This is a genomic window from Pseudarthrobacter humi, from assembly GCF_024294965.1.
Taxonomy (GTDB): domain Bacteria; phylum Actinomycetota; class Actinomycetes; order Actinomycetales; family Micrococcaceae; genus Arthrobacter; species Arthrobacter humi.
The window spans coordinates 132286-154001 of record NZ_JANCLV010000002.1; the positions used below are offsets into that span (position 1 = coordinate 132286).

Sequence of the window (21716 nt, forward strand, 5' to 3'; positions counted from 1 at the left end):
GCCTGCAGCTGGAACGTCAGAGAGCCCCTATGCCATGCGGCACAGGGGCTCTCTGACTCAGTCATCTATCAGTGGTCCACGGCTTTCTCCGCACCCACACCGGTCAGGGACCGTACTTCCATCTCGGCCTGCTTGGCGGTGTCCTCGCGCTTCTTGTCCAACACCGTTCCGAGCCAGCCGAGCAGGAACGCCAGCGGGATGGACACAATGCCGGGGTTGCTCAACGGGAAGAAGGCGAAGTTGGCGTCCTTGATCATGGAGGTCGCCCCACCCGATACCACCGGCGAGAAGATGATCAGGATGATGGCCGAACCCAGACCGCCGTACATGCTCCAGACCGCGCCCTGGGTGGTGAACCGCCGCCAGAACAGCGAGTAAACGATGGTGGGCAGGTTGGCCGACGCCGCGACGGCGAAGGCCAGAGCCACCAGGAAGGCCACGTTCTGACCGTTGGCGAAGATGCCGCCCAAGATGGCCATGACGCCGATGACCACCACGGTGCGCCGCGCCACCTTGACCTCCGTGTCGGCGTCGGCCTTGCCCTTGGAGATGACGCTGGCGTAGATGTCGTGGGCGAAGGACGCCGCGGCGGTGATGGTCAGGCCGGCCACCACTGCCAGGATGGTGGCGAAAGCCACGGCGGAAATGAAGCCCAGGAGCAGCGGGCCACCGAGGTGGAAGGCGAGCAGCGGAGCTGCGGAGTTGACGCCGCCGGGGGCTGACTTGATGGTTTCCGCACCGACGAGGGCCGCCGCACCGTAGCCGAGGACCAGGGTGAACAGGTAGAAGAGGCCGATCAGCCAGATGGACCACACCACAGACTTGCGGGCTTCCTTGGCCGTGGGCACAGTGTAGAAACGCATCAGGACGTGCGGCAGGGCAGCGGTACCCAGGACCAGGGCGAGACCCAGGGACATGAAGTCCAGTTTGGAGGTCCCGGTCTTGCCGTACTGCAGGCCGGGGTTCAGAACCGCCGGGTTGTTGGAAGTCTCCACGGCTGCACCGAGCAGGCTGGAGAGGTTGAAGCCGTAGATTGCCAGGACCCAGAAAGTCATCACGGCCGCGCCGGCGATCAGCAGAATTGCCTTGATGATCTGGACCCAGGTGGTGCCCTTCATGCCGCCGATCAGGACGTACGTGATCATCAGGACGCCGACGACGATGATTACCAGTGCCTGTCCGCCCCAGTCGCTGATGCCCAGCAGCAGTGAAATGAGGCTGCCGGCTCCGGCCATCTGCGCCAGGAGGTAGAAGAAGCAGACAGCCAGCGTGGAAATGGCCGCAGCGATGCGGACGGGGCCCTGCTTGAGCCGGAAGGAGAGGACATCGGCCATGGTGAACTTGCCGGTGTTGCGGAGCAGTTCGGCGACGAGCAGCAGGGCGACAAGCCAGGCCACGAGGAAGCCGATGGAGTACATAAAGCCGTCATAGCCGTTGATGGCAATGGCACCGGTGATGCCCAGGAACGAGGCCGCGGAAAGGTAGTCGCCGGCGATGGCCGTGCCGTTCTGCGAGCCGGTGAAGGAACGGCCGGCCGCGTAGTAGTCAGCGGCGGTTTTGTTGTTGCGGCTGGCCCGCAGCACAATGACCATGGTCACAGCAACGAACAGGCCAAAGATGCCCATGTTGAGCAGCGTGGTTTCTTTCAGGTCGGCGACGTCCACAGCCGTGGCAATCCCGATCATTTGGTCACTCCGCTCATGATGTTGCCGTCCTTATCAAACTCATGGCCTTCGATTTCGTTGCGGATCTCCGCCGCGATGGGGTCCAGCTTCCGGTTGGAGTAGCTGACATACCAGCCGGTGATGGCGAACGTGGAGACGAACTGCAGCAGGCCCAGGATCAGGCCGACGTTGATGTTGCCCCACACTTTGGTGGACATAAACTCGACGGCGTAGTCAGCCAGCAGGACATACGCGAAGTACCACAGCAGGAATGCCACGGCCATGGGGAACACAAAGCTGCGGTGACGTTTGCGCAGTTCCTGGAACCGCTCTGTCGACTGGACCTGTTCGAAGTCCACGGACGCCGCTGCGTCCGGAGTGTGGGCATCGTTACCCATCGTTCCTCCTCATTGAGACTTGCCTGGTTCACACGGACCGGCCTGCGGACAGGATACGGACAATGTGACTGCAATCACTCTGCGCTGCGGTAGTCGTCTATTCCAGAACCATGGCCGGAACGGTCGCTCAGCGGTTACGATGCTGCGACTAACGGCACCCGCCGCTACGCTGGGCACCATGCCGGACTCCCCGCTCCTGACCGCCGCCGCAGTTGCGGTGATTGTGCTGGCGATCGCCGTCGTCGTCGGTGTTGGCATCAAGCTGCTCCGGTCCTTCCGTGAGCTGGGCACCGACGCCGAGCGCGCCACGTACAACACCCTCCACGCTGCCTCGAGTGCCGGCCAGCATCTGCGTACGGGCCTCAATCCGGCGGGCGCCGCCAAGGCGAGCCGGCAGCTCAGGAACCTGCTGGGCTGTGATGCGCTGGCCATCACCGATACGGCGGGCGTCCTGGCCTGGGACGGTGCCGCCGAGGAACTGAAGCCCCGGTTGATGGAACTGGCTGCGGACGTCCTGATCGGCGGGCGGACGGCGGTGCTCCAGGCGCGGGACCTGGGGACGGGCCATGCCTCCGGAAGCTTCGCCGCCGTCATCGCGCCGGTCCGTGCGGGCTCACGGGTGGTGGGCGTTGTGGCGGCGTTTGCCCCGGCGGCGGGCGCAGGCCTGGTCCGTGCCACCAGCGAAGTGGCGGACTGGGTGGCCGTCCAAGTGGAGCTGGCAGAGCTGGACGCGTCCCGGACGCTGCTGATGGAAGCCGAAGTGCGGGCGCTGCGTGCCCAGATCAGTCCGCATTTCATCTACAACTCGCTGAACGCGATCGCGTCGTTCATCAACACGGATCCGGAGCGGGCGCGCGAGCTGGTGGTGGAGTTCGCTGATTTTACGAGGTACTCGTTCCGGCGCCACGGTGACTTCACGACGCTGGCGGAGGAACTGCGCTGCATCGACCGGTACCTGCTGCTGGAGCGCGCCCGTTTCGGTGACCGCGTCCAGGTCAGCCTGCGGATCGCGCCTGAAGTCCTGAGCACCGTCATCCCGTTCCTGAGCCTGCAGCCGCTGGTGGAGAACGCCGTCAGGCACGGCCTGGAGGCCAAGGAAGGGGCGGGCCACATCACCATCACGGCCAATGATTCGGGCGCCTATGCGGAAGTGACCATAGAGGACGACGGCGTGGGGATGGACCCTGCCGAGCTCCAGGCGATGCTGGCCGGGCACCACGACGGCGACCACGTGGGGCTGCGCAACGTTGACGCCCGGCTCCGGCAGGTCTACGGGGACCAGCACGGCCTGGTGATCGAGACGGCCCCGGGCGAAGGCACTCTGATCACCATGCGCGTGCCCAAGTCCCAGCCCGGCCACGACGCCTGAACCCAGCTGTACGATCTCAGCCGCCTGATTCCAGCCGCCTGCGGCGGCTAATGTAGGACCATGATTAATGTCCTCGTCGCCGACGACGAGTTACCCGCCGTGGAGGAGTTGGCCTACCTCCTGGGCAAGGATGACCGGATCGGGGTCATCCACCGGGCCATTTCGGGCACCGAAGCGCTGCGGGCCCTGAACACCGCAACGGTTGACGCCGTCTTCCTGGATATTCACATGCCCGCCGTGTCCGGCCTTGATGTCGCCCGCGCCATCGCGCGCAGCAGCAAACCGCCGGTGGTGGTGTTCGTCACGGCGGACGAGGACTGCGCCCTGGAGGCGTTCGAGCTTGCCGCCGTGGATTACCTCCTGAAGCCCGTCCGGGCCGAACGGCTGTCCCGGACGGTGGGACGGATCAGCGAGCTGCTGCGCGACGGCGGCGGCCCCGCCCCCGAGATGATCACCGTTGACCAGGGCGGCACCACCAGGATGATCAGGCGCGACGACGTCACGTACGTCCAGGCGCAGGGCGACTACGCCCGGCTGCACACCGCGGATGCCAGCTATCTCATCCGGGTTCCGCTGGCAGACCTGGAGCAGCAGTGGGCCGGGGCCGGGTTTATCCGGACGCACCGGTCCTACCTCGTGGCGCTGAAGCATGTGCAGTCCATGAAGCTGACGGCGGACAAACCCAGCGTCTCGGTCGCGGGAGCCGGCCTGCCCATCAGCCGCCGCCACCTTCCCACGGTCAGGGAAAAACTGGAAGCCACCCGCATCCGGCCGCAGGCATGACGCGGGTCCGTGTCACCGCTCCGCGCTCGGCACCCCGGCCGGCCCGGGAGTCGCGCGAGGCGGCGGAGGAATCCGAGGTGGGGCAGGTCTTCGTCCGCTCCCTGATCCGTTCCCAGCTGCGGCTGGCCCTGGTGGTGGCCATCGGCTTTATGCTCATCCTGTGCGCGTTCCCGTTGCTGCTGGCCGCCCTACCGGGCCTCGCCGAGACCCGGATCGCGGGGATCCCGTTCGACTGGATCCTGCTCGGCGCAGGCATTTATCCCGTCATCGGCCTCAGCGCCTGGCTCTATATCCGGACCGCCGCCCGGAACGAAGCCCGCTACCGGGACCTGGCCGGTGACGAGTGACCACCTCATGAATCCCGCAGTGGGTGTGATCGCTCTCGTGTCGGTTTCGCTGGCAACAGCCGCTATCGGGTTTTACGGCCTGCGGATTTCCCGGACCACCGGCGATTTCTACGTGGCTTCCCGGACCGTCAAGCCATGGTGGAACGCCTCGGCCATCGGCGGGGAGTACCTCTCGGCGGCGAGCTTCCTGGGCGTGGCCGGGCTGATCCTGCTGTCCGGTACCGACGCGTTGTGGTTTCCCGTGGGCTACACCGCCGGCTACCTGATGCTGCTGCTGTTTGTGGCTGCGCCGCTGCGCCGGTCCGGCGCCTACACGATCCCGGACTTCACCGAAGCGAGGCTGGATTCGCGCGCGGTCCGCCGTGTGACCAGCGTGGTGGTGGTTGTGGTGGGCTGGCTGTACATTGTGCCTCAGCTCCACGGCGCGGCCTTGACCATCCGGATCACCACCGGGCTGCCGGCCTGGGTAGGCTCCGTGGCCGTGGTGGTCGTAGTGTGCCTGACTGTCGTGGCCGGCGGCATGCGCTCCATTACCTTTGTGCAGGCCTTCCAGTTCTGGCTGAAGCTCACCGCCCTTGCCGTGCCCGTCCTGTTCATAGTGTTCACGCTCGCCGGTGACGGGAGCGCCGCCGTGGCCCCCGCCGTCGTGAATCCCACCGGACTGGCCCCCGCCGGGCCGTACCAGAACATCTCGCTGCTGGTGGCGCTGCTGTTCGGCACTCTGGGGCTCCCCCACGTCCTGGTCCGCTTCTACACGAATCCGGACGGACACTCGGCACGGCGGACCACGCTGATCGTGCTCGGGCTGCTCTCCGTTTTTTACCTGTTTCCCACCGCCTACGGGCTGGTGGGGCGGATGTTCGCGCCCGAACTTGCCCGGTCAGGGCAGGCGGACGCGGTGGTTCTCCTGCTGCCGGGGCAGCTGCTCGGTGGAACCGCGGGCGACCTGCTCTCAGCGCTGGTGGTGGCCGGGGCCTTCGCCGCGTTCCTGTCCACTACCTCGGGCCTGGTGGTCTCGCTGGCTGGCGTGATCAGCCAGGACGTCCTGGGCGGCAGCGTGCGGGGATTCCGGCTCGCCGCCGTCGTCTCCGCTGTGGTTCCGCTGGGATTTGCCGTCATGACTGATTCCCTGGCTCTGGCCGGCAGTGTGGGCCTGGTGTTCGCGTTTACCGCCTCCACTGTGTGCCCGGTGCTCCTGCTGGGCATCTGGTGGCGGGGACTCACCGATGCCGGCGCCATTGCCGGAATGGTGACCGGCGGCGTCCTCTGCGGCGGCGCCATGGTGTGGGGAACGGTCCTGGGCGCTGCCGGCACGCCCTTCTGGCTGGCCCAGCCGGCGGCGTGGACGGTTCCCGCCGCCTTCGCCGTGATGGTGATTGTCTCCCGGGGGACAAAACACCGGATTCCGCGGACCATGAGCCGCGTCATGACCCGGCTGCACACTCCCGAACGGCCGTTGGTGACCGAACGCTGAGTCCCGTGACCAGCTAAGGGGCAGTCAGTCGATGGCCGCCATGAGCTCAACCACGCGGTCCAGGAAGGCATCAACCTGGGTCTCTTCGTAACCGTCCTTGCCCACGGCGGGACGGAAGACCACCCTGCGGACATTGTCCACGCTGAGGGGCTTGTCCTTCTCGAGGTAGCCGATCAGGTCGTAGCAAAGATTGTCCACGTCCAGGATGTTGTAACTGCGGGCCTTCTTTTTTGACGGGCGCCGGAAGCGCTCACCGTCAGGCCGGTGGAGGCGGCCCCGGAGGATCCCGGAGAGGCTGCCGATCTCCCGCAGCCAGGCATCCTCGCCCCTGGCGGCGATCAGTTCGTCCCGTTCGCGGCGGGCGAAGGCGTCTTCGAGCCGGTCCAGCGCTGCGTCGACGACGGCGGCAGCATAGCCTCCCTTGACCGGGTCAAAGGAGACGCTTCGGACATCGGCGCTGGTGACGGCGTGGATGGCGGCGTTCGGCGTCTCCAGTGCCACCCTGGCCCGCTGGAGGAACTGGTCCACCTGTTTGGCGTTGTACCCGAATTCGTTGCCCCGCACGCGCTCAAACGACGCGGGGATTTTCCGTTGAAAGTCCAATGCCACTGTTGATCCTTTGTTGCTTCAGCTGGGTCAGGTTACGCACCAGTCTATTGGCGCTGCCGGCGGTCCGGCGAAGATGGTCCGAGACGGTCGCGTCAGACGCCCGCAACCAGTGCGAACAGCACGAAGGCCACGGGACAGGCGAAGACGATGGAGTCCAGGCGGTCCATGACGCCCCCATGTCCGGGCAGGATGCTGCTCATGTCCTTGATCCCGAGTTCACGTTTGACCATCGACTCCGCCAGGTCCCCTGCGGTGGATGCTGCAACGACGCCCACGGCGAGGATCACACCCACCCACCAGGGCTTGCCCAGCAGGAAAATGCTGGCAAGAACGCCGATGAGCATGGCCCCGGCAATGGAACCGGCGAAGCCTTCCCATGATTTCTTGGGGCTGATCTTCGGGGCCATGGGGTGTTTGCCCAGCGATGCGCCCACGAGGTACCCGAAGGTGTCGTTCGAGACCACCAGCAGCAGCATCACGGCCACCTGCCAGGCCCCGGGCGGCACGGTTCCGCCAGGCCAGAGGCCTACCGGGGTGGCGACGCCGACGGCGTGCAGCGGCAATGTGGCGAAACTGATGAAGAACGGGACCCAGCCCAGCGTGAACACGCCGGCAAAGATGCTGTTCGCTGATCCGGCGGGGTTCTCCACTGAACGCCAGAGGAGGACTGCCACGCAGCTCAGGAGCATGGCGAAAAGCAGGCTCTCAAGACCGCCGAGATAGGCGGCGAACGGCATGGCCACTGTACCCACCATGACCGGGACGATGGGCATCCTGGTCCCGTTCGCCTCCAGGGCACGGAAGATCTCCCAGACTCCGAAAACCGCGAACCCGGTGGTGACAGCCACGAATCCGAGCGGGAGGAAAACCAGGCCGCCCAGCACACCGATCAGCATGGCCAGGCCCACCACAATGGCTGCCGGAAGATTCCGGCCGGCCTTGGGCGTCGGATTGCTCCGCAACTGTTTCCCCCTGGTGCGCGCCCGTTGGGTGGGGGCCTGCTCTGCCTGGCTCATCAGACTTCGAGCAGCTCTGCTTCCTTGCGCTTGAGCAGCTCGTCGATGCCGTCCACGTGCGATTTGGTCAGGCCATCCAGTTCCTTTTCGGCGCGGCTGCCTTCGTCCTCGCCGGCTTCGCCGTCTTTGACGAGCTTGTCCAGCGTTTCCTTGGCCTTGCGCCGGATGTTGCGGATGGAGATCTTCGCGTCCTCGCCCTTGGTCTTGACGATCTTGACGTATTCCTTGCGGCGTTCCTGGGTCAGGTCCGGGATGGTGATCCTGATGACGTTGCCGTCGTTGGAGGGGTTGGCACCCACCTCGGAATCGCTCAAGGCCCGCTCGATGTCGCGCAGTGCGGTCTTATCGAACGGCGTGATGAGGATGGTGCGCGCGTCCGGAATGGCAAAGGAGGCAAGCTGCTGCAGCGGGGTGGGCGAACCGTAGTAGTCCACCAGGACCTTGTTGTAAAGGCCCGGGTTTGCCCGTCCTGTGCGGATCGAGGCGAAGTCTTCCTTGGCTACCTCTACCGCCTTGTCCATCTTCTCTTCGGCTTCGAGCAAGGTTTCTTCGATCACTGTCTCTCCTCAGAAATCAGTGCAGTCCGGGTACCGGTTTCCTGCACAATCTTGGTTCATGGTTCCTGGCTCCATTGTTGCCCTGTTGCGGGCATGGAACCGTGCTCAGATCATCCTAGCCGCAGCTACGGGGTCACCAGGGTACCGAGCTTTTCGCCCAGGATCGCGCGGGTGACGTTCCCTTCGCCTTCCATCCCGAAAACCACCATGGACAGGTTGTTGTCCTTGCACATGGTCATTGCGGTCTGGTCCATGACCCTGATGTCGCGGCGCAGGGCGTCGTCGTAGCTCAGAGTGTCCAGCTTCTCGGCAGTGGGGTCCTTCTTGGGATCCGCGGTGTAGACGGCGTCCACGCCGCTCTTGGCCATCAGGACGACGTCCGCGTGGACCTCCAGGGCGCGCTGGGCGGCCACTGTGTCCGTGGAGAAGTACGGCAGGCCGGCACCGGCGCCGAAGATGACCACGCGGCCCTTTTCCATGTGGCGGATGGCCCGGCGGGGAATGTACGCCTCGGCGACCTGGCCCATGGTGATGGCGCTCTGGACGCGGGTTTCAACGCCGGCCTGCTCCAGGAAGTCCTGCAGCGCCAGGCAGTTCATGACGGTGCCGAGCATGCCCATATAGTCGGCGCGCGAGCGGTCCATGCCGCTCTGGGACAGTTCCGCGCCGCGGAAGAAGTTGCCGCCGCCGACGACGATGGCAACTTCCACTTCGGGGACCGCTGCGGCGATCTGCTTGGCGACGTCGCGCACGGTGTCGGGATCAACGCCCAGCTTGCCGCCGCCGAAGACCTCGCCCGACAACTTCAGGAGGACGCGGCGCCTGCTTTTCTCTGGCTGGCTTGAAGAATTGACGGCTTCCATGGGTGCCTTCCCGTTGGTGAACTCTGAAAAAGGTTATCGTGCCGGATGGCCAAAGGTCTCATCGGACGTTTAGCCGTTGCATGCAAAAGGGGCGGCCACCGAAGTGGCCACCCCTTTGCGGATTCGACTAGGAGCCGACGCGGAAACGTGCGAAGGACGTACCCTTGACGCCGGCCTCTTCGAGGACCTGCGCCACAGACTTCTTGGCGTCCTTAGCGAAAGCCTGGTCAACCAGGACCTCACCCTTGTAGAAGCCCGTAACGCGGCCTTCCACAATCTTGGACATTGCGGCCTCGGGCTTGCCTTCAGCCTTGGCGGTCTCTTCGGCGATGCGACGCTCGGACTCGACCAGGTCGGACGGAACGTCGTCGCGGGTCAGGTAGTTCGGGGACATCGCTGCGATGTGCACTGCAATGTCGTGTGCGGCGGTGGCAGCGGCTTCGCCTTCACCGTCAACAGCGAACAGGACGCCGACCTGGGCCGGGAGATCCTTGGACGTCTTGTGCAGGTAAGCGTCAACAGTGCCGCCCTCAATGCGGGACAGCTTGCGGACAACAACCTTTTCGCCGAGGATTGCGCCTTCTTCGACGACAACCTCGGACAGCGGCTTGCCATCAACTTCGATGGCCAGGAGGGTGTCGAGGTCGGCAGCGCCGGACTCCACAGCCACGGCCAGGACCTTGTCGGCCAGCTGGATGAACTTGTCAGCCTTGGCGACGAAGTCGGTCTCGCAGTTGACCTCGATCATCACGCCGACGCCGTTGCTGACCTTTGCGGCCACCAGGCCTTCGGCGGTTGAGCGGCCTTCGCGCTTGGTAGCGCCCTTGAGGCCCTTGATGCGGATGATCTCGATAGCCTTTTCGGCGTCACCGTTGGCTTCGTCAAGAGCCTTCTTGACATCCATCATGCCGGCGCCGGTGCGCTCGCGCAGAGCCTTGATATCAGCGGCAGTGTAGTTCGCCATGTGAACCCCTCTGTCTAGAAAATGTATGTGGTGTACGGACCGACAGGACAGCGACTCACCGGGTGAGCCGCCATCCTGTCAGGTGCTCCGGCGCTGCAGGCAGCGCCGGAGAATCCGGATTTACTCGTGTTACTTGTCAGCGTCGGCGGCGGGAGCCTCGGCAGCAGCCGGAGCTTCCTCGGCAACCGGAGCAGCTTCTTCGACTGCCGGAGCGGCAGCTTCTTCAGCAGCCGGAGCAGCCTCAGCGGCAGGTGCTTCTTCAGTCTTGCTGCCTTCGAGGAGTTCGCGCTCCCACTCAGCCAGCGGCTCTTCCGGAACTTCCGTGGTGCCCGTGGCGCGGTTGTGGCGGGCGATGAGGCCCTCAGCAACGGCGTCGGCGACAACGCGGGTCAGCAGGTTCACGGAGCGGATGGCGTCGTCGTTGCCCGGGATCGGGAAGTCGACTTCGTCAGGATCGCAGTTGGTGTCCAGGATGGCCACAACCGGGATGTTCAGCTTCTTGGCTTCGTCAACGGCCAGGTGTTCCTTCTTGGTGTCCACGATCCAGAGCACGGAAGGTGCCTTGGTCAGGTTGCGGATACCGCCGAGGTTGGTTTGCAGCTTGGTGAGTTCACGGCGAAGGAGCAGCAGTTCCTTCTTGGTGTACGCGGAACCGGCGACGTCGTCGAAGTCGATCTCTTCCAGTTCCTTCATGCGCTGGATGCGCTTGGAAACGGTCTGGAAGTTGGTCAGCATACCGCCGAGCCAGCGCTGGTTCACGTAAGGCTGTCCAACGCGGGTAGCCTGCTCAGCGATGGATTCCTGGGCCTGCTTCTTGGTGCCGACGAAGAGTACGGTGCCGCCGTGTGCAACGGTGGCCTTGACGAACTCGTAGGCGCGGTCGATGTAGGACAGCGACTGCTGAAGGTCAATGATGTAAATGCCGTTGCGCTCCGTGAAGATGAATCGCTTCATCTTCGGGTTCCAACGGCGGGTCTGGTGTCCAAAGTGGACGCCGCTGTCAAGCAGCTGGCGCATAGTTACGACGGGCATGCCGGCGCTCCTTCCGGCAGGTCATTCATGAGAAAGCCTTGCGGCCCTCTTACCCTGCCAATAGTTGACGGTTGATTAGCGTGGCCCAAGGCGGGCCGTGCTCCTGGCATCCATTGCGACTCTAATCAGGACCGCGAGGCCCTGACCGCAAGAGACACAATCCTCCTCATACAAAGCCGGGGCTTCAGATTTGGAGGGCTGGATACGCGTAGTCAGTTGCTGCTCCCCCGCATTCCTGAATGAGGCGTGCCGACGCAAGCGTTGAGGGCACAGCAAACTGCTCCGTCAAGTGTACAACAGGAGCCAATAGCCGAAGAACAACCCGAAGGCCTTCGACGGGCGTTTTCCACATGGCCGAAGTGCGCACTCCCGCTGCGGGATCCGGCAGGCAAAGCTGGGTTTATGAAAGCAATTGTTGCCCTCGCGGCAGTGCTCTTACTGCCGGCCGCGGCGGCTCCAGCGGATACAGCACCGCGCGGTTCCTGGGAGTGGCCGCTCTCCCCCAGGCCCGCGGTGCTGCGCGCCTTTGACCCGCCGGACAAGCCATGGATGAGCGGGCACCGCGGCGTGGACCTTGAGGCAACGCACGACGGCGTCCCGGTCACCTCGCCGGAATCCGGCACCGTCAGTTTCGTGGGAGTAGTGGTGGACCGCCCCGTGATCACCATCGATCACGGGGGCGGTCTCCGCAGCAGTTTTGAGCCAGTCGAAAGCCCGCTCACGGCCGGGGCCGTGGTGGCGAAGGGCGAAACCATCGGAACGCAGCAACCCGGGCACTGCGGCGCTCTTGCCTGCGTCCACTGGGGCCTGAGGCAGGGGGACGCCTACATCAATCCGCTGGAATTCGTCACCGACCTCCGCCCGTCCATCCTGCTGCCCCTGGGGCTGGACACTGGCTGACCGCCGACGACTGACGGCTGACGGCTTACGGCTTACGGCTTACGGCTTACGGCTTACGGCTTACGGCTCTAGACGATCGCCGAGATCCCGGTGATGGCGCGGCCGGTCACGAGCGTGTTGATCTCGTGGGTTCCCTCATACGAGTAGATGGCTTCGGCATCTGCAAAGATCTTTGCCATCTCGAAGTCGGTCACGATGCCGTTGCCACCCAGGAGGCTGCGGCCGATCGCTACGCTCTCGCGCATCCGGGCGGTGGTGAATGCCTTAGCCAGGGCGGACTGTTCATCCTTGGCCTGGCCGGCATCTTCCAACTGGGAAAGCCGGACCATCATGCCCATGGAGCTCACGGCGTTCCCCAGAATCTGGACCAGCTGGCTTTGGACGAGCTGGAACGACGCGAGCGGGCGGCCGAACTGGTGGCGTTCCACGGCATAGCGGCGGGCCACGTCAAAGGCTGCCAGCTGCTGGCCGACTGCCTGCCAGCCGACGGACAGCCGAGTGACTTTCAGGACCTTGTTGGTGTCGCGGAAGCTGTTGGCGCCCGCCAGCTTGAAGAAGTCCGGAACCACCACGTTCTCCAGGACGATGTCCGCGTTCTGGACGGTCCGAAGGGAGATCTTGTTTTCAATCTTGGTGGCGCTAAAGCCCGGCAGCGCTGTATCCACGAGGAAACCCTTGACCTGGTTGTCGGCGAGGTCCCGGGCGTAGACGACCACCCAATCCGAGAAGGTAGCGTTGCCGATCCAGCGCTTGGCGCCATTGAGGATCCAGGTGTCGCCGTCGCGCTGTGCCGTGGTGCGCGTGCCGCCGGCGACGTCGGAACCTCCCAGCGGTTCGGTGAGCCCGAACGCGCCGATCTTCTTCAGCGAATAGATATCCGGAAGCCAGGCGTCCTGCTGTTCCTGGGAAGCCAGGGCTTCGATGGAGCCGGTAAACAGTCCGTCGTGCACGCCCATGAAAGTGGCGATGGAGGTATCGGCGCGCGTAGCCTCGGCATGGACCAGGCCAGCAAACAGGTTGGAGTAGCCCTGGCGCCGCACGGGGCTCACCAGGTCGATTTCGGCCAGCTTGGGAATGAGCTCCATGGGGAACTCGCCGCGGTTCCAGCAGTCCACGGCAATCGGCCGGACTTCTCGGGCGAGGAAGCCCCGGATCTCGGCGAGCCGGTCCTGCTCCTTGGCGGTGAGAAGCTGCTCGAAGGCGAAGAAGTCGCCGTCGGCGTACGGAAGGTTGTTGATGTCAACAGAAGCTTTGGACATGGTTTTCCTCGCTAGGGATCGATGCTGGTGAACGGCTCCAAGGCGTGAACATCCCCCGAAGTCCATTAAGTTACTGGTGAGTAACTTATCGCATCGCCCTTACCGTATGCAACGGCGATGGAAGGAAACTGGAGTTGCAAACGCCGCGGCAGTCGAACGGTGCCGCGAACTTCGATAACGTCGGGTGCAAGGATGTTGCGTCTTGTACTTGGGGGAATTGAAATGACTGACCCGCGCCGCGAGGCGGTCCTCATCCGGCGCCCCGATAGCTCAGCTTTTGACGACAAGACCTCCGAAGTCCTGGAATACGTTGCGGGCGCAGACTTCACCCACGTAACTTTCCTGCCGGCCAACGGACCGAGGAAGTACAGGTACGCGGCCCAGAGAGTAATGATTCTCAGCAACCCGGTACGGCACGTACTGGGGAACAGGGACCGCGTCAGCATCCGAAGGCAGTTCGTGCAGGGAGTGACGGAAGTCTGGCGCTTCGATGGTCCTGGCCAGACGTGGTGGCGGGTTTTCTCAAGAGCTGGCGAACGCGAGAGCTATCAAACGTGTGGGCAGGATGAGTTCAGCATCATCCAGGCCACTGAGCTCCCCACCGAAGCGTATGAAGTCCTCAACTATTGGCAAGACGTCGTTACCCATCTGAAAACGACCGATCCCTTGGGCCCGCTCTACCAACAGTTCAAGACAGTTCCCCCGGGGAGCGTCCTCGATCTGTATCTTCGCGGGGAGGCTGTGGATACGTCCGCCGACGTCGAAGAATTGATCTTCCCGTTCCCATCCAACCTCAGCCAACGCGAAGCCCTCAGAAAAGGTCTCACCCACCGTCTCTCTGTCATCGACGGGCCTCCCGGAACTGGTAAGACGGCAACAATACTCAGCCTGGTTGCCAACATCATCCGCACCCCGGGAAAGACTGTGGGCATTGTGTCTTCCAACAATGCTGCGGTGGAAAACGTCCGCGACAAGCTTGCACGGGAAGGGCTCGGCCATGTCGTTGCAGACCTGGGGCGCAGCGACGTGAGACGTAAGTTCTTCGCGGGACAACATGCCGAGAATGTTGAGGCGCAACGCCACGCCGGCAGCTCCTCTGTGTCCATGCCGGCAGCCGGACGGATTTCGGATCTCGACGAGCGCCTCCAGCACTTGCAGGTGCTGACCAGGGAGCTGGCGATTCGGCGGCAGGAGGTGGCCGCCTACAGACTCGAGCGGCGTCACTTCCGCCACCACGTCGACAGCCATAATCTGCCGCCACTGCCAGCCTTGACGATCCTGCAGCGGCCGTCGGGCCGTATCCTCGAATTCCTCGCGGAGACAGCGTCAGTTCCAGCCGATGAAAGTCCCTTCAAGCGATTTTTTCGACGCTTCAGGGGACGACTCCGCTATGGATCCACAAAGCACATCGATCCCAACAGCACCGATGTAGTCCTGCGTCTCCAGGCTGCCTTCTACGACAGCAAAATTGCGGAATTGGAAGAGCAGATTGAGCAAGCGGAAGCACAGCTCGATCAGAACCATACTCCCGGTCTCGAAAACGAATTGAGGAACCTGTCACGGCAAGCGCTGGACGCAAGCCTGCACCAGCGCTATGCCGGTGGCCGGTCGAGAGGTTATTCGGAGGACACCTATCGCCGGGACTTCAAAAATTTTGCCAACGACTATCCGGTGATTTTGAGTACCTGCCACTCGCTACTGCGAAGCATCCCGGCTGGTTTCCTGCTGGACTACCTGATCATTGACGAAGCCTCCCAGGTGGACCTGCTCGTAGCGGGCGTGGCGCTTGCCTGCGCACGGAACGTCATCGTGGTGGGCGACCTGCAGCAGCTCCCACACATTGCCAATGAGGATGCAGCAGAACGTGCCCGGCCAGCACCTGCACCCAGTTACGACTACGGGCGGCACAGCATCCTGTCCTCAGTCATCGAGCGCTTCGGCACCGGCCTCCCGCGCACAATGCTCCGGGAGCACTACCGCTGCGACCCCGCCATCATCGACTTCTGCAACAAGAAGTTTTATGGTGGCCAACTCGTCCCCTACACCATCAGCGACCCGGCAAATAAGGCGCTCGTAGTGGTACGCACTGTCCAAGGAAACCACATGCGGCAGCATGTGGGCGGTCGCACCAATCAGAGGGAAGCGGACGTCATTGCGCAGGAAGTCCTCCAGGAATTCTGCTCTGACACGCGGCCTGAAGACATAGGTGTGGTCACCCCGTACCGTCTGCAAGTGGACAAAGTGGCGGAAGCCCTCGTCAACACCATCCAGGCTGATACCGTCCACAAATTCCAGGGCCTGGAGAAGCAAGTCATCATCATGAGCACGGTCCTGGACGAAACCAAAAGCGGACGTTTCGGGGTTGAATTTGTGGATAACCCCCAGCTGGTGAACGTGGCAGTATCCCGGGCGGTTAAACGGTTTGTTCTGGTCACGAATTACGACATGCTGCCAGCCAGCCGTCACCTCCGCGATCTGGTCCAGTTCATCCAATACCAGGATCCCGAGCACGGTGTGTTCGACAGCGCAGTCCTTTCCGTATTCGATCTCCTCTACAAGGAATACTCAGCGCTGCTCAGGCCTTTGGCTGCCCGCATTCAGAACACGTCCAAGTTTGCTTCTGAAAACATCGTGTGGACGCTGCTCCTCGAAATTCTTGCTGAGGCAAACTATACGGATTTGGCCGTGGCTCAGCAGGTCGTTTTGCGCAATCTGCTCCCGGACCTGTCCAGGCTCACGCCCCGGCAGATGGCCTACGTGCGGAACCGCGCCACGGTGGACTTCGTCATATACAACCGCATCACCAATGTGCCTGTCCTTGCTGTGGAAGTTGACGGTTTTGCCTTCCACGAGGCTGATCCTGTGCAAAGAGTCCGGGACGACCTCAAGGACGCGATCTGCCTCGTGCACGGCATTTCGCTCCTGCGGCTACCGACCACCGGGAACGGGGAAGAACACGTGATCCGCCAAAAGCTCACGACTGCCATTCTTGACAAGACATCGTTCTGAGACAGGGATGCCCTCCGGGCTGCGTTCCCGCAATCCGGAGGGCATTCAAAATGGTAGGGCTACTCGGACTTGAACCGAGGACCTTAGGATTATGAGTCCCGCGCTCTAACCAGCTGAGCTATAGCCCCCCGCCCTGCCAACCAGGTCCGCGGAGGACTTCGGCTTCTGCAGGGCAAAAACACTCTAGCAAACAGTGGCGGGCATCAAGACCACGCAGTCAGGACGCCACGCCCCGGTCAGGCTGGAGCGGGCCCGTGTGAGACCGCTGTCAGAGGGCCTTGTCGTCGTAACTTGCACCCCGGTAGAGGTCCTCAAAGGTCTGCAGCGTGCCCTCGATGCTGTGCGGTTCCACCATCCGCCGGCTTGCCCGGCCCATTGCCGCCCGTTCCTCGGCCGGCAGCTGGAGGATCCGCGTGATCTTGGCTGCGAGGTCGTCGCTGTCGTTGGGTGTGAACAGATAGCCGTTCTCGCCGTCGCGCACCAGGTGCGGGAGGGCCATGGCATCCGCCAACAGGACGGGCGTGGAAGCCGACATCGCCTCCAGGGTCACCAGGGACTGAAGCTCGGCGGTGCCCGGCATGCAGAACAGATCCGCCTTGATGTAGGCCTCACGGAGGTCCTCATCGCTGGCCAGTCCCAGGAATTTCACCCGCTCCCCGAGTCCAAGCCGTTCCGCCTGCGCTTCAAGAGCGGCACGGACTTCGCCACCGCCCACAATTTCCAGGTGGACGTTGAGCTCCGCGGGCGTCTTGGACACGGCATTGATGAGCACGTCCACGTGCTTTTCCTCGGCCAGGCGCCCCGCAAACACCACTGTTGGGTGCTCGTGCGGTTCGATCACTTCGCCAGGCTGCAGCTCATAGGCTGCGGAGTCAATGCCGTTGGAGAGTGGCAGCACCTTGTGCAGGAAAGCGTGCTGGTGCATGGCCTTGGCGGCCAGGGGGGTGGGCGTGGTGACGACGTCGGCCTGGCCCATGACCTTGCCCATGTCCTTCCAGGAGATCTTGCCGATGATGTCCTTGAACCACTGCGGGAACGGCAGGAACGGGTTCAGGTTTTCCGGCATGAAGTGGTTGGTGGCCACAATCCTGATGCCCCGCTTCGCCGCTTCGTAGAGGACGTGCTCGCCGATCATGTAGTGGCTCTGGATGTGCACCACATCGGGCTTGATCCGGTCGAAAAGGAGGCCGATCTCCTTCTTGATTTCCCAGGGGAAGCAGATACGGAAGTACTCGTGGGTGAAGACCCCGTGGGAACGAAGCCGGTGCACGGTGGCCTCCGAGCGGAACTCTGTGAAGCTCGCGCCGTCGTCCGCCCGGCAAGCCAGCACATGCACGTTGTGGCCGCGTCCGCTCATGCCGTTGGCCAGACGGTAGCTGAACTGCGCGGCCCCGTTGATGTGGGGCGGATACGTATCCGCGGCGATCAGGACGGTCAGGGGAGGCTGGTCAGAGGGCGTTGTCACGTGAAGAGCTCCTGAAGGTCACGGCACGGGCAGCTGTCGCTGGCCGCACCGGTGGGCCGCCGGCACGGTGGCGCGGGGCCTCTTGGAATCGACTGGTCATGAAAGTGCGCGAGTTGGGTAACAAGCTAGTGGGACGCCCTGCCCGCCGCCTTCCGCGCATCTTTCCTGCGCTTGGTGACCTCGGGATGGTGCCTGGAAAGGGCGATCACCCCCACGATAGCAAGCGAAGCCGCCGTAGCCATCGCAATCGCCATCACGGCGTGGACGTCCGGGCGCAGCTCGCCCAGGATCACGATGCCGATGGCGATACCCACGATCGGGTCGATGACCGTCAGCCCGGCGATGACCAGGTCCGGCGGACCGCCCGAGTAGGCGCTCTGCACAAACCAGGAACCCAGGCCGCCGGCCGCCGCGATGGCCACCACCGAATACCACTGGACATTGAGCAGTGCCAGCCCGTTGGGGTCCAGCAGGTGCTTGCCGATGATGCGCGTCAGCACCGCGACAAAGCCGAACAGGACGCCGGCGCCGAGGATGTAGACAAACGCGCTCATCCGGTGCCGGAACATGACCGCCAGGGTGCCGAACACGCCGACGGCCAGTGCCAGCAGCAGCACGATGGTGAGCTCGTCCTCCTGGCTCACATGGTGGTTCTCCTGCGTCACGTTGACGGCGAGCAGGACAAAAAGTGCGGAACCGCTCACGCAGGCCGCGATGGACACCATGGTGGCCCGGTTGATGGTGATGTCCTGGTCGCGGGCGTTCACCACGGTGGTAATGACCAGCGCAATGGCGCCGATCGGCTGCACCACCGTCAGCGGCGCGGAGACCAGGGCCACCGCGTTCATTCCCATCCCGAGGCTCAGCAGGAGAAGTCCCAGCACCCACCGCGGATTGCGGAGCAGGCGGAGGAAGCCGTTTGAACTCAGCGCCAGCCCGCCGGTGTCGGCTTTGACGGCGCTCCCCTGCTTCTGCGCACCCAGGGCAAGGCAGAATGCGCCAAGCACCGCCAGCAGGACCGCCACCCATACCATCAGGCGGTGCCGCCGTCGTGATGGGACTGCTGACGGCCCTTCCGCAGAATGGCCCAGAAATAGTTGTACGCGGCGATCCAGTGGCCGGTGAGCCCAAGTCCCAGCACGATCCAGGCTGCAACATACAGCGGTCCGGCAAACGGGGTGTCCAATCGCGACAGGACCAGCAGCGGTGTGCCCAGGAGCAGGAGTCCGGTGCGGACTTTGCCCACACGGCTCACCGGCAGGTCCGGATGGCCCCGGAAGTAGGAGAGCGTCAGCACCAGGAGCACGGCGTCAGGCACCAGGAGGGCGGCCAGGTACAGCCAATGGACGACGCCGGCAATCACCAGGGTGACCGCCACCGCGATCAGGGCAAGCCGGTCAGCCAGCGGATCCATGACGCGGCCGAGCTTGGACGCCTGGTCGAAGCGGCGGGCCACGTAGCCATCAATCCAGTCGGTTCCCGCCATGACCAGCAGGACCACAACGGCGGTCCCATATTCCTTCCGGGCCAGCACGAGCCAGACAAAAAGTGGTACGCCCATAAAGCGCAGCACTGTCAGGGCGTTGGGGATAGTGAAGACGCGGTCGTGGTCAACCTGGGGGCGGCCGGGCCGCGCACCAGCGCCGATGAACCTCAATCCGTCCCCTTCCTTAGAGCCCAGTGTGACTTCAGTGCCCAGTGTCACGTGGTGTGTTGTTAGGGGTTCCGCAGCAGCCTGCGCAGGAGCACCACAAAGATCGTTGCGGAGGCTGCAAGTGCGGCAAGTGGCTTCCAGCGGAGGCCGGCGCCGTCCTGGGATCCGGAAAAGTCAGCCAACTTTTGGCTGGCCTTGGCAGCGCCATGTTCAACGGCAGCCTTGCCCTCCCCCAGTTTTTCCTTGGCAGCGCCCAGCAGGAACACGGCCTGCGGCTTGACGTCGAGCTCGGCATCCAGTTCGTCGCGGACCTGGGCCAGGTGGCGCCGGCGCTGTTCCAGGCGGCGGTGAAGCTCGGGCTCGGACGCCTGCGGGAACTCTATTTTGTGCGCCTCGGCCTTGGCTTCCTTCTCGGCCTTGGCCTTCGCGGCAGCCTCGGCCTTGGCAGCCTTGGCAGCCTTGGCGGCCTTGGCCTCCGGGCTGGCAGGATCGAGCAAGGCGGCGTTGAAGTCCGAGCCTTCCTTGACGATGCCGAGATCGTGTTTGATACCGCGGATGGTCTCGGCCGGGACCAGGGGCATGGCCTGCTTGAATTTGCGGACGCCGATCAGGCCGCCGATGAGGGCGATGACCAGGAACAGGGCGCAGACAAGCAGCGCGGCGAGCCACGCCGGCATGATGGTGGCCAGGCCCATAACGGCGGCCACGATCAGGCCAACCACCAGGAACGCCACAAAAATAAGCGCAACCGCGAAGAAGGCGGCGGCGACACCTACCTGGATGCCCTTGCGCTTGAGCTCGATCTTGGCGAAGGCGATTTCATCGTTGAGTTGGCGAGGGGCCAGACGGAAAAGAAGTTTCAGCGTCCTGGGCAGCGCGGTGATCCGCAATCCCTGGCTGGTGCGCCCGGTGTGACGTCCGCTCATCGGTTCCCGCCTAACTTGTTGCGTAGTCTGCTGCCTGGTCGGTTCGGCATCCGTGTGCTGTGGGAGCCCGCGGATGCACGGTCCCGCCCCCAAAACTATCATTCAGGTTCAGGACAAACTTCCGGGTTGGCCGCACGGCGCGCCTGCAACCCCGGAAAGATGGAACTTCCGGGCCTAGGATTGATCTCCGTGACCATTCCCTCGAATCCGGGCGATTCGCTGACCCGCCGCCGGAAACTGTTGTACATCCTCCTCCTCGGCGCCCTCACCGCGTTGGGTCCGTTCACGATAGACCTGTACCTGCCTGCGTTCCCGGCACTGGAAGCGAGCCTTGGGGTCACCGAGGCCCAGGTCCAGCTGACCCTGGCCGGCACCACCGTGGGCTTTGCCCTCGGCCAGCTGGTGGTGGGCCCCTTCAGCGACAAGTTCGGCCGGCGGCTCCCGCTGATCCTGGCCACCGCCCTGCACATCGCTGCATCCGTGGGAGCAGCCCTGTCCACCGATATCTCCACGCTGGGCCTCTTCCGCGTCCTCATGGGCGTGGGTGCTGCGGGCGGCGGCGTGGTGGCGATGGCAATGGTGCGGGACCTGTTCTCCGGCTATGCCATGGTCCGGATGTTCTCGCGCATGGCCCTGGTGAACGGGCTGGCACCGATCCTGGCCCCCGTGATCGGATCACAGCTGCTCCTGGTGATGCCCTGGCCGGGAATCTTCGTGTTCCTGGCCGGCTACGGCACCGTGGTGATCATCGCCGCGCTCGTTTTGGTCCGCGAAACACTGCCACCCGAGAAGCGCGGCCTGACCGGTATGACCGCCGGCCAGCGCTACAAGGTGCTTTTCACGGACCGGATCTTCGTGGGCCTGCTGGTGGTGGGCGGCATGAACTTCGCTGGCCTCTTCACCTACCTGTCCGCGTCGCCGTTCCTGTTCCAGGACATCTTCGGGTTCTCGCCGCAGGAATACGGCCTGCTGTTCGGCATCAATTCCCTGGGCATTGTGGCCGGCGTCCAGACCAGCTCCAGGCTCATCCGTACTGTCCCGCCGCAATGGATCCTTGCTTGTTCCACGGCCTGGATGTTCCTTATGGCGCTGCTGATCGTCGTCTTTGACCAGGCCGGCCTGGGACTCTGGGGCGTGATGGTTCCGCTCTGGTTCTACATCATGGGCGCAGGCTTTACATTCCCCTGCGTGCAGGTGCTGGCCCTCAGCAGCCACGGCGCACAGGCCGGGACGGCTGCATCCCTCCTGGGCGCCGCGACCTTCCTGATGGCCGGCCTGGTTTCACCGGTGGCTGGTTGGCTGGGCATCACCAGCTCCACCCCCATGGGCGCCGTGCAGGCCGCGTGCATACTGGTCGCGATAGCAGGCCTCTGGCTGGTCGTCAGGCCCCGCACCGTACCCTCGATCCACTGAAGCCAGTCGACGCA

The 21716-nt window shown here is 63.9% G+C and carries 20 protein-coding genes and 1 tRNA gene; 7 read left to right on the plus strand and 14 right to left on the minus strand.

Annotated features, from left to right (window positions below):
• Positions 1-68: 68 nt before the first annotated feature.
• Positions 69-1685 carry a monocarboxylic acid transporter gene (locus tag NFC73_RS03660; protein ID WP_254747716.1) on the minus strand — a complete coding sequence of 539 codons (1617 nt, stop codon included), beginning with the start codon at positions 1683-1685 and terminating at the stop codon, positions 69-71.
• Entirely contained in the window at positions 1682-2062 is a 381-nt protein-coding gene (locus NFC73_RS03665; protein ID WP_254747717.1) for a DUF485 domain-containing protein, read from the minus strand. Before NFC73_RS03665 ends, NFC73_RS03660 begins: the two co-directional genes overlap by 4 nt.
• Positions 2063-2240: 178 nt before the next feature.
• Here NFC73_RS03665 and NFC73_RS03670 point away from each other — a divergent pair, with 178 nt between their 5' ends.
• The 4 genes from NFC73_RS03670 to NFC73_RS03685 are packed head-to-tail and all read left to right on the plus strand — an operon-like array spanning position 2241 to position 6035.
• Positions 2241-3431 (plus strand): sensor histidine kinase, encoded by a 1191-nt coding sequence (locus NFC73_RS03670; protein WP_141139975.1) that lies wholly within the window; start codon positions 2241-2243, stop codon positions 3429-3431.
• Between the two features lie 60 nt (positions 3432-3491).
• On the plus strand, positions 3492-4214 hold the full coding sequence (locus NFC73_RS03675) for a LytR/AlgR family response regulator transcription factor (RefSeq protein WP_254747718.1): 723 nt from the start codon (positions 3492-3494) through the stop codon (positions 4212-4214).
• A complete protein-coding gene (locus tag NFC73_RS03680) occupies positions 4211-4561 on the plus strand; it encodes a hypothetical protein (RefSeq protein ID WP_104063075.1) in 351 nt (116 codons plus the stop codon). The genes NFC73_RS03675 and NFC73_RS03680 overlap by 4 nt, the downstream gene beginning before the upstream one ends.
• Positions 4562-4568: 7 nt before the next feature.
• Positions 4569-6035 (plus strand): sodium/solute symporter, encoded by a 1467-nt coding sequence (locus NFC73_RS03685; RefSeq protein ID WP_254747719.1) that lies wholly within the window; start codon positions 4569-4571, stop codon positions 6033-6035.
• A gap of 24 nt (positions 6036-6059) precedes the next feature.
• On the opposite strand, the gene NFC73_RS03690 is transcribed toward NFC73_RS03685, so the two are convergent.
• The 6 genes from NFC73_RS03690 to rpsB all read right to left on the minus strand — a co-directional run bounded on the left by NFC73_RS03690 (position 6060) and on the right by rpsB (position 11076).
• A complete protein-coding gene (locus NFC73_RS03690; RefSeq protein WP_254747720.1) occupies positions 6060-6644 on the minus strand; it encodes a DivIVA domain-containing protein in 585 nt (194 codons plus the stop codon).
• Positions 6645-6736: 92 nt separating this feature from the next.
• The gene (locus tag NFC73_RS03695; protein WP_254747723.1) at positions 6737-7660 is read right to left on the minus strand and encodes a phosphatidate cytidylyltransferase; all 924 of its coding nucleotides are present in this window, start codon (positions 7658-7660) and stop codon (positions 6737-6739) included.
• Positions 7660-8217: a ribosome recycling factor gene (gene frr / locus NFC73_RS03700; RefSeq protein ID WP_056348274.1), complete on the minus strand. Its 558-nt coding sequence runs from the start codon at positions 8215-8217 to the stop codon at positions 7660-7662. The genes NFC73_RS03695 and frr overlap by 1 nt, the downstream gene beginning before the upstream one ends.
• A gap of 125 nt (positions 8218-8342) precedes the next feature.
• Positions 8343-9080, minus strand: coding sequence for a UMP kinase (gene pyrH, locus NFC73_RS03705; RefSeq protein WP_056348271.1), 738 nt, complete (start codon positions 9078-9080; stop codon positions 8343-8345).
• Positions 9081-9207: 127 nt separating this feature from the next.
• Positions 9208-10044, minus strand: coding sequence for a translation elongation factor Ts (tsf, locus tag NFC73_RS03710; protein WP_254747725.1), 837 nt, complete (start codon positions 10042-10044; stop codon positions 9208-9210).
• Positions 10045-10173: 129 nt separating this feature from the next.
• Positions 10174-11076, minus strand: coding sequence for a 30S ribosomal protein S2 (gene rpsB / locus NFC73_RS03715; RefSeq protein WP_254747727.1), 903 nt, complete (start codon positions 11074-11076; stop codon positions 10174-10176).
• A gap of 402 nt (positions 11077-11478) precedes the next feature.
• Between rpsB and NFC73_RS03720 the strand changes: the two genes are divergently transcribed.
• Positions 11479-11976: a murein hydrolase activator EnvC family protein gene (locus tag NFC73_RS03720; protein WP_254747729.1), complete on the plus strand. Its 498-nt coding sequence runs from the start codon at positions 11479-11481 to the stop codon at positions 11974-11976.
• A gap of 68 nt (positions 11977-12044) precedes the next feature.
• Here the strand turns inward: NFC73_RS03720 and NFC73_RS03725 are convergent, their stop codons facing one another.
• Complete coding sequence (locus NFC73_RS03725; protein ID WP_254747731.1) at positions 12045-13235, minus strand: acyl-CoA dehydrogenase family protein; 1191 nt, start codon at positions 13233-13235, stop codon at positions 12045-12047.
• 222 nt (positions 13236-13457) lie between these two features.
• Here NFC73_RS03725 and NFC73_RS03730 point away from each other — a divergent pair, with 222 nt between their 5' ends.
• The gene (locus NFC73_RS03730) at positions 13458-16244 is read left to right on the plus strand and encodes an AAA domain-containing protein (protein WP_254747733.1); all 2787 of its coding nucleotides are present in this window, start codon (positions 13458-13460) and stop codon (positions 16242-16244) included.
• 51 nt (positions 16245-16295) lie between these two features.
• Here NFC73_RS03730 and NFC73_RS03735 read toward each other — a convergent pair.
• From NFC73_RS03735 to NFC73_RS03755, 5 genes are all read right to left on the minus strand, one after another.
• A tRNA-Ile gene (locus NFC73_RS03735) sits at positions 16296-16372 on the minus strand.
• 140 nt (positions 16373-16512) lie between these two features.
• Positions 16513-17709, minus strand: a complete 1197-nt coding sequence (locus tag NFC73_RS03740; RefSeq protein ID WP_254747735.1) for a glycosyltransferase — start codon at positions 17707-17709, stop codon at positions 16513-16515.
• Positions 17710-17834: 125 nt separating this feature from the next.
• Entirely contained in the window at positions 17835-18743 is a 909-nt protein-coding gene (locus NFC73_RS03745) for a DMT family transporter (RefSeq protein WP_254747737.1), read from the minus strand.
• Positions 18743-19366, minus strand: a complete 624-nt coding sequence (locus tag NFC73_RS03750) for a CDP-alcohol phosphatidyltransferase family protein (protein WP_254748237.1) — start codon at positions 19364-19366, stop codon at positions 18743-18745. Before NFC73_RS03750 ends, NFC73_RS03745 begins: the two co-directional genes overlap by 1 nt.
• A 59-nt stretch (positions 19367-19425) precedes the next feature.
• Positions 19426-20289 (minus strand): phage holin family protein, encoded by an 864-nt coding sequence (locus tag NFC73_RS03755; protein ID WP_254747739.1) that lies wholly within the window; start codon positions 20287-20289, stop codon positions 19426-19428.
• Between the two features lie 189 nt (positions 20290-20478).
• On the opposite strand from NFC73_RS03755, the gene NFC73_RS03760 reads away from it, so the two are divergent.
• A complete protein-coding gene (locus NFC73_RS03760; RefSeq protein ID WP_254747740.1) occupies positions 20479-21702 on the plus strand; it encodes a multidrug effflux MFS transporter in 1224 nt (407 codons plus the stop codon).
• The last annotated feature ends 14 nt before the right edge of the window (positions 21703-21716 follow it).

What these genes read in the sequence shown, in the direction of transcription:
- NFC73_RS03660 (WP_254747716.1), bottom strand. Translation starts at nt 1,685, where the DNA reads ATGATCGGGATTGCCACGGCTGTGGACGTCGCCGACCTGAAAGAAACC.
- NFC73_RS03665 (WP_254747717.1), bottom strand. Translation starts at nt 2,062, where the DNA reads ATGGGTAACGATGCCCACACTCCGGACGCAGCGGCGTCCGTGGACTTC.
- NFC73_RS03670 (WP_141139975.1), top strand. Translation starts at nt 2,241, where the DNA reads ATGCCGGACTCCCCGCTCCTGACCGCCGCCGCAGTTGCGGTGATTGTG.
- NFC73_RS03675 (WP_254747718.1), top strand. Translation starts at nt 3,492, where the DNA reads ATGATTAATGTCCTCGTCGCCGACGACGAGTTACCCGCCGTGGAGGAG.
- NFC73_RS03680 (WP_104063075.1), top strand. Translation starts at nt 4,211, where the DNA reads ATGACGCGGGTCCGTGTCACCGCTCCGCGCTCGGCACCCCGGCCGGCC.
- NFC73_RS03685 (WP_254747719.1), top strand. Translation starts at nt 4,569, where the DNA reads ATGAATCCCGCAGTGGGTGTGATCGCTCTCGTGTCGGTTTCGCTGGCA.
- NFC73_RS03695 (WP_254747723.1), bottom strand. Translation starts at nt 7,660, where the DNA reads ATGAGCCAGGCAGAGCAGGCCCCCACCCAACGGGCGCGCACCAGGGGG.
- pyrH (WP_056348271.1), bottom strand. Translation starts at nt 9,080, where the DNA reads ATGGAAGCCGTCAATTCTTCAAGCCAGCCAGAGAAAAGCAGGCGCCGC.
- tsf (WP_254747725.1), bottom strand. Translation starts at nt 10,044, where the DNA reads ATGGCGAACTACACTGCCGCTGATATCAAGGCTCTGCGCGAGCGCACC.
- rpsB (WP_254747727.1), bottom strand. Translation starts at nt 11,076, where the DNA reads ATGCCCGTCGTAACTATGCGCCAGCTGCTTGACAGCGGCGTCCACTTT.
- NFC73_RS03720 (WP_254747729.1), top strand. Translation starts at nt 11,479, where the DNA reads ATGAAAGCAATTGTTGCCCTCGCGGCAGTGCTCTTACTGCCGGCCGCG.
- NFC73_RS03725 (WP_254747731.1), bottom strand. Translation starts at nt 13,235, where the DNA reads ATGTCCAAAGCTTCTGTTGACATCAACAACCTTCCGTACGCCGACGGC.
- NFC73_RS03730 (WP_254747733.1), top strand. Translation starts at nt 13,458, where the DNA reads ATGACTGACCCGCGCCGCGAGGCGGTCCTCATCCGGCGCCCCGATAGC.
- NFC73_RS03745 (WP_254747737.1), bottom strand. Translation starts at nt 18,743, where the DNA reads ATGGTATGGGTGGCGGTCCTGCTGGCGGTGCTTGGCGCATTCTGCCTT.
- NFC73_RS03755 (WP_254747739.1), bottom strand. Translation starts at nt 20,289, where the DNA reads ATGAGCGGACGTCACACCGGGCGCACCAGCCAGGGATTGCGGATCACC.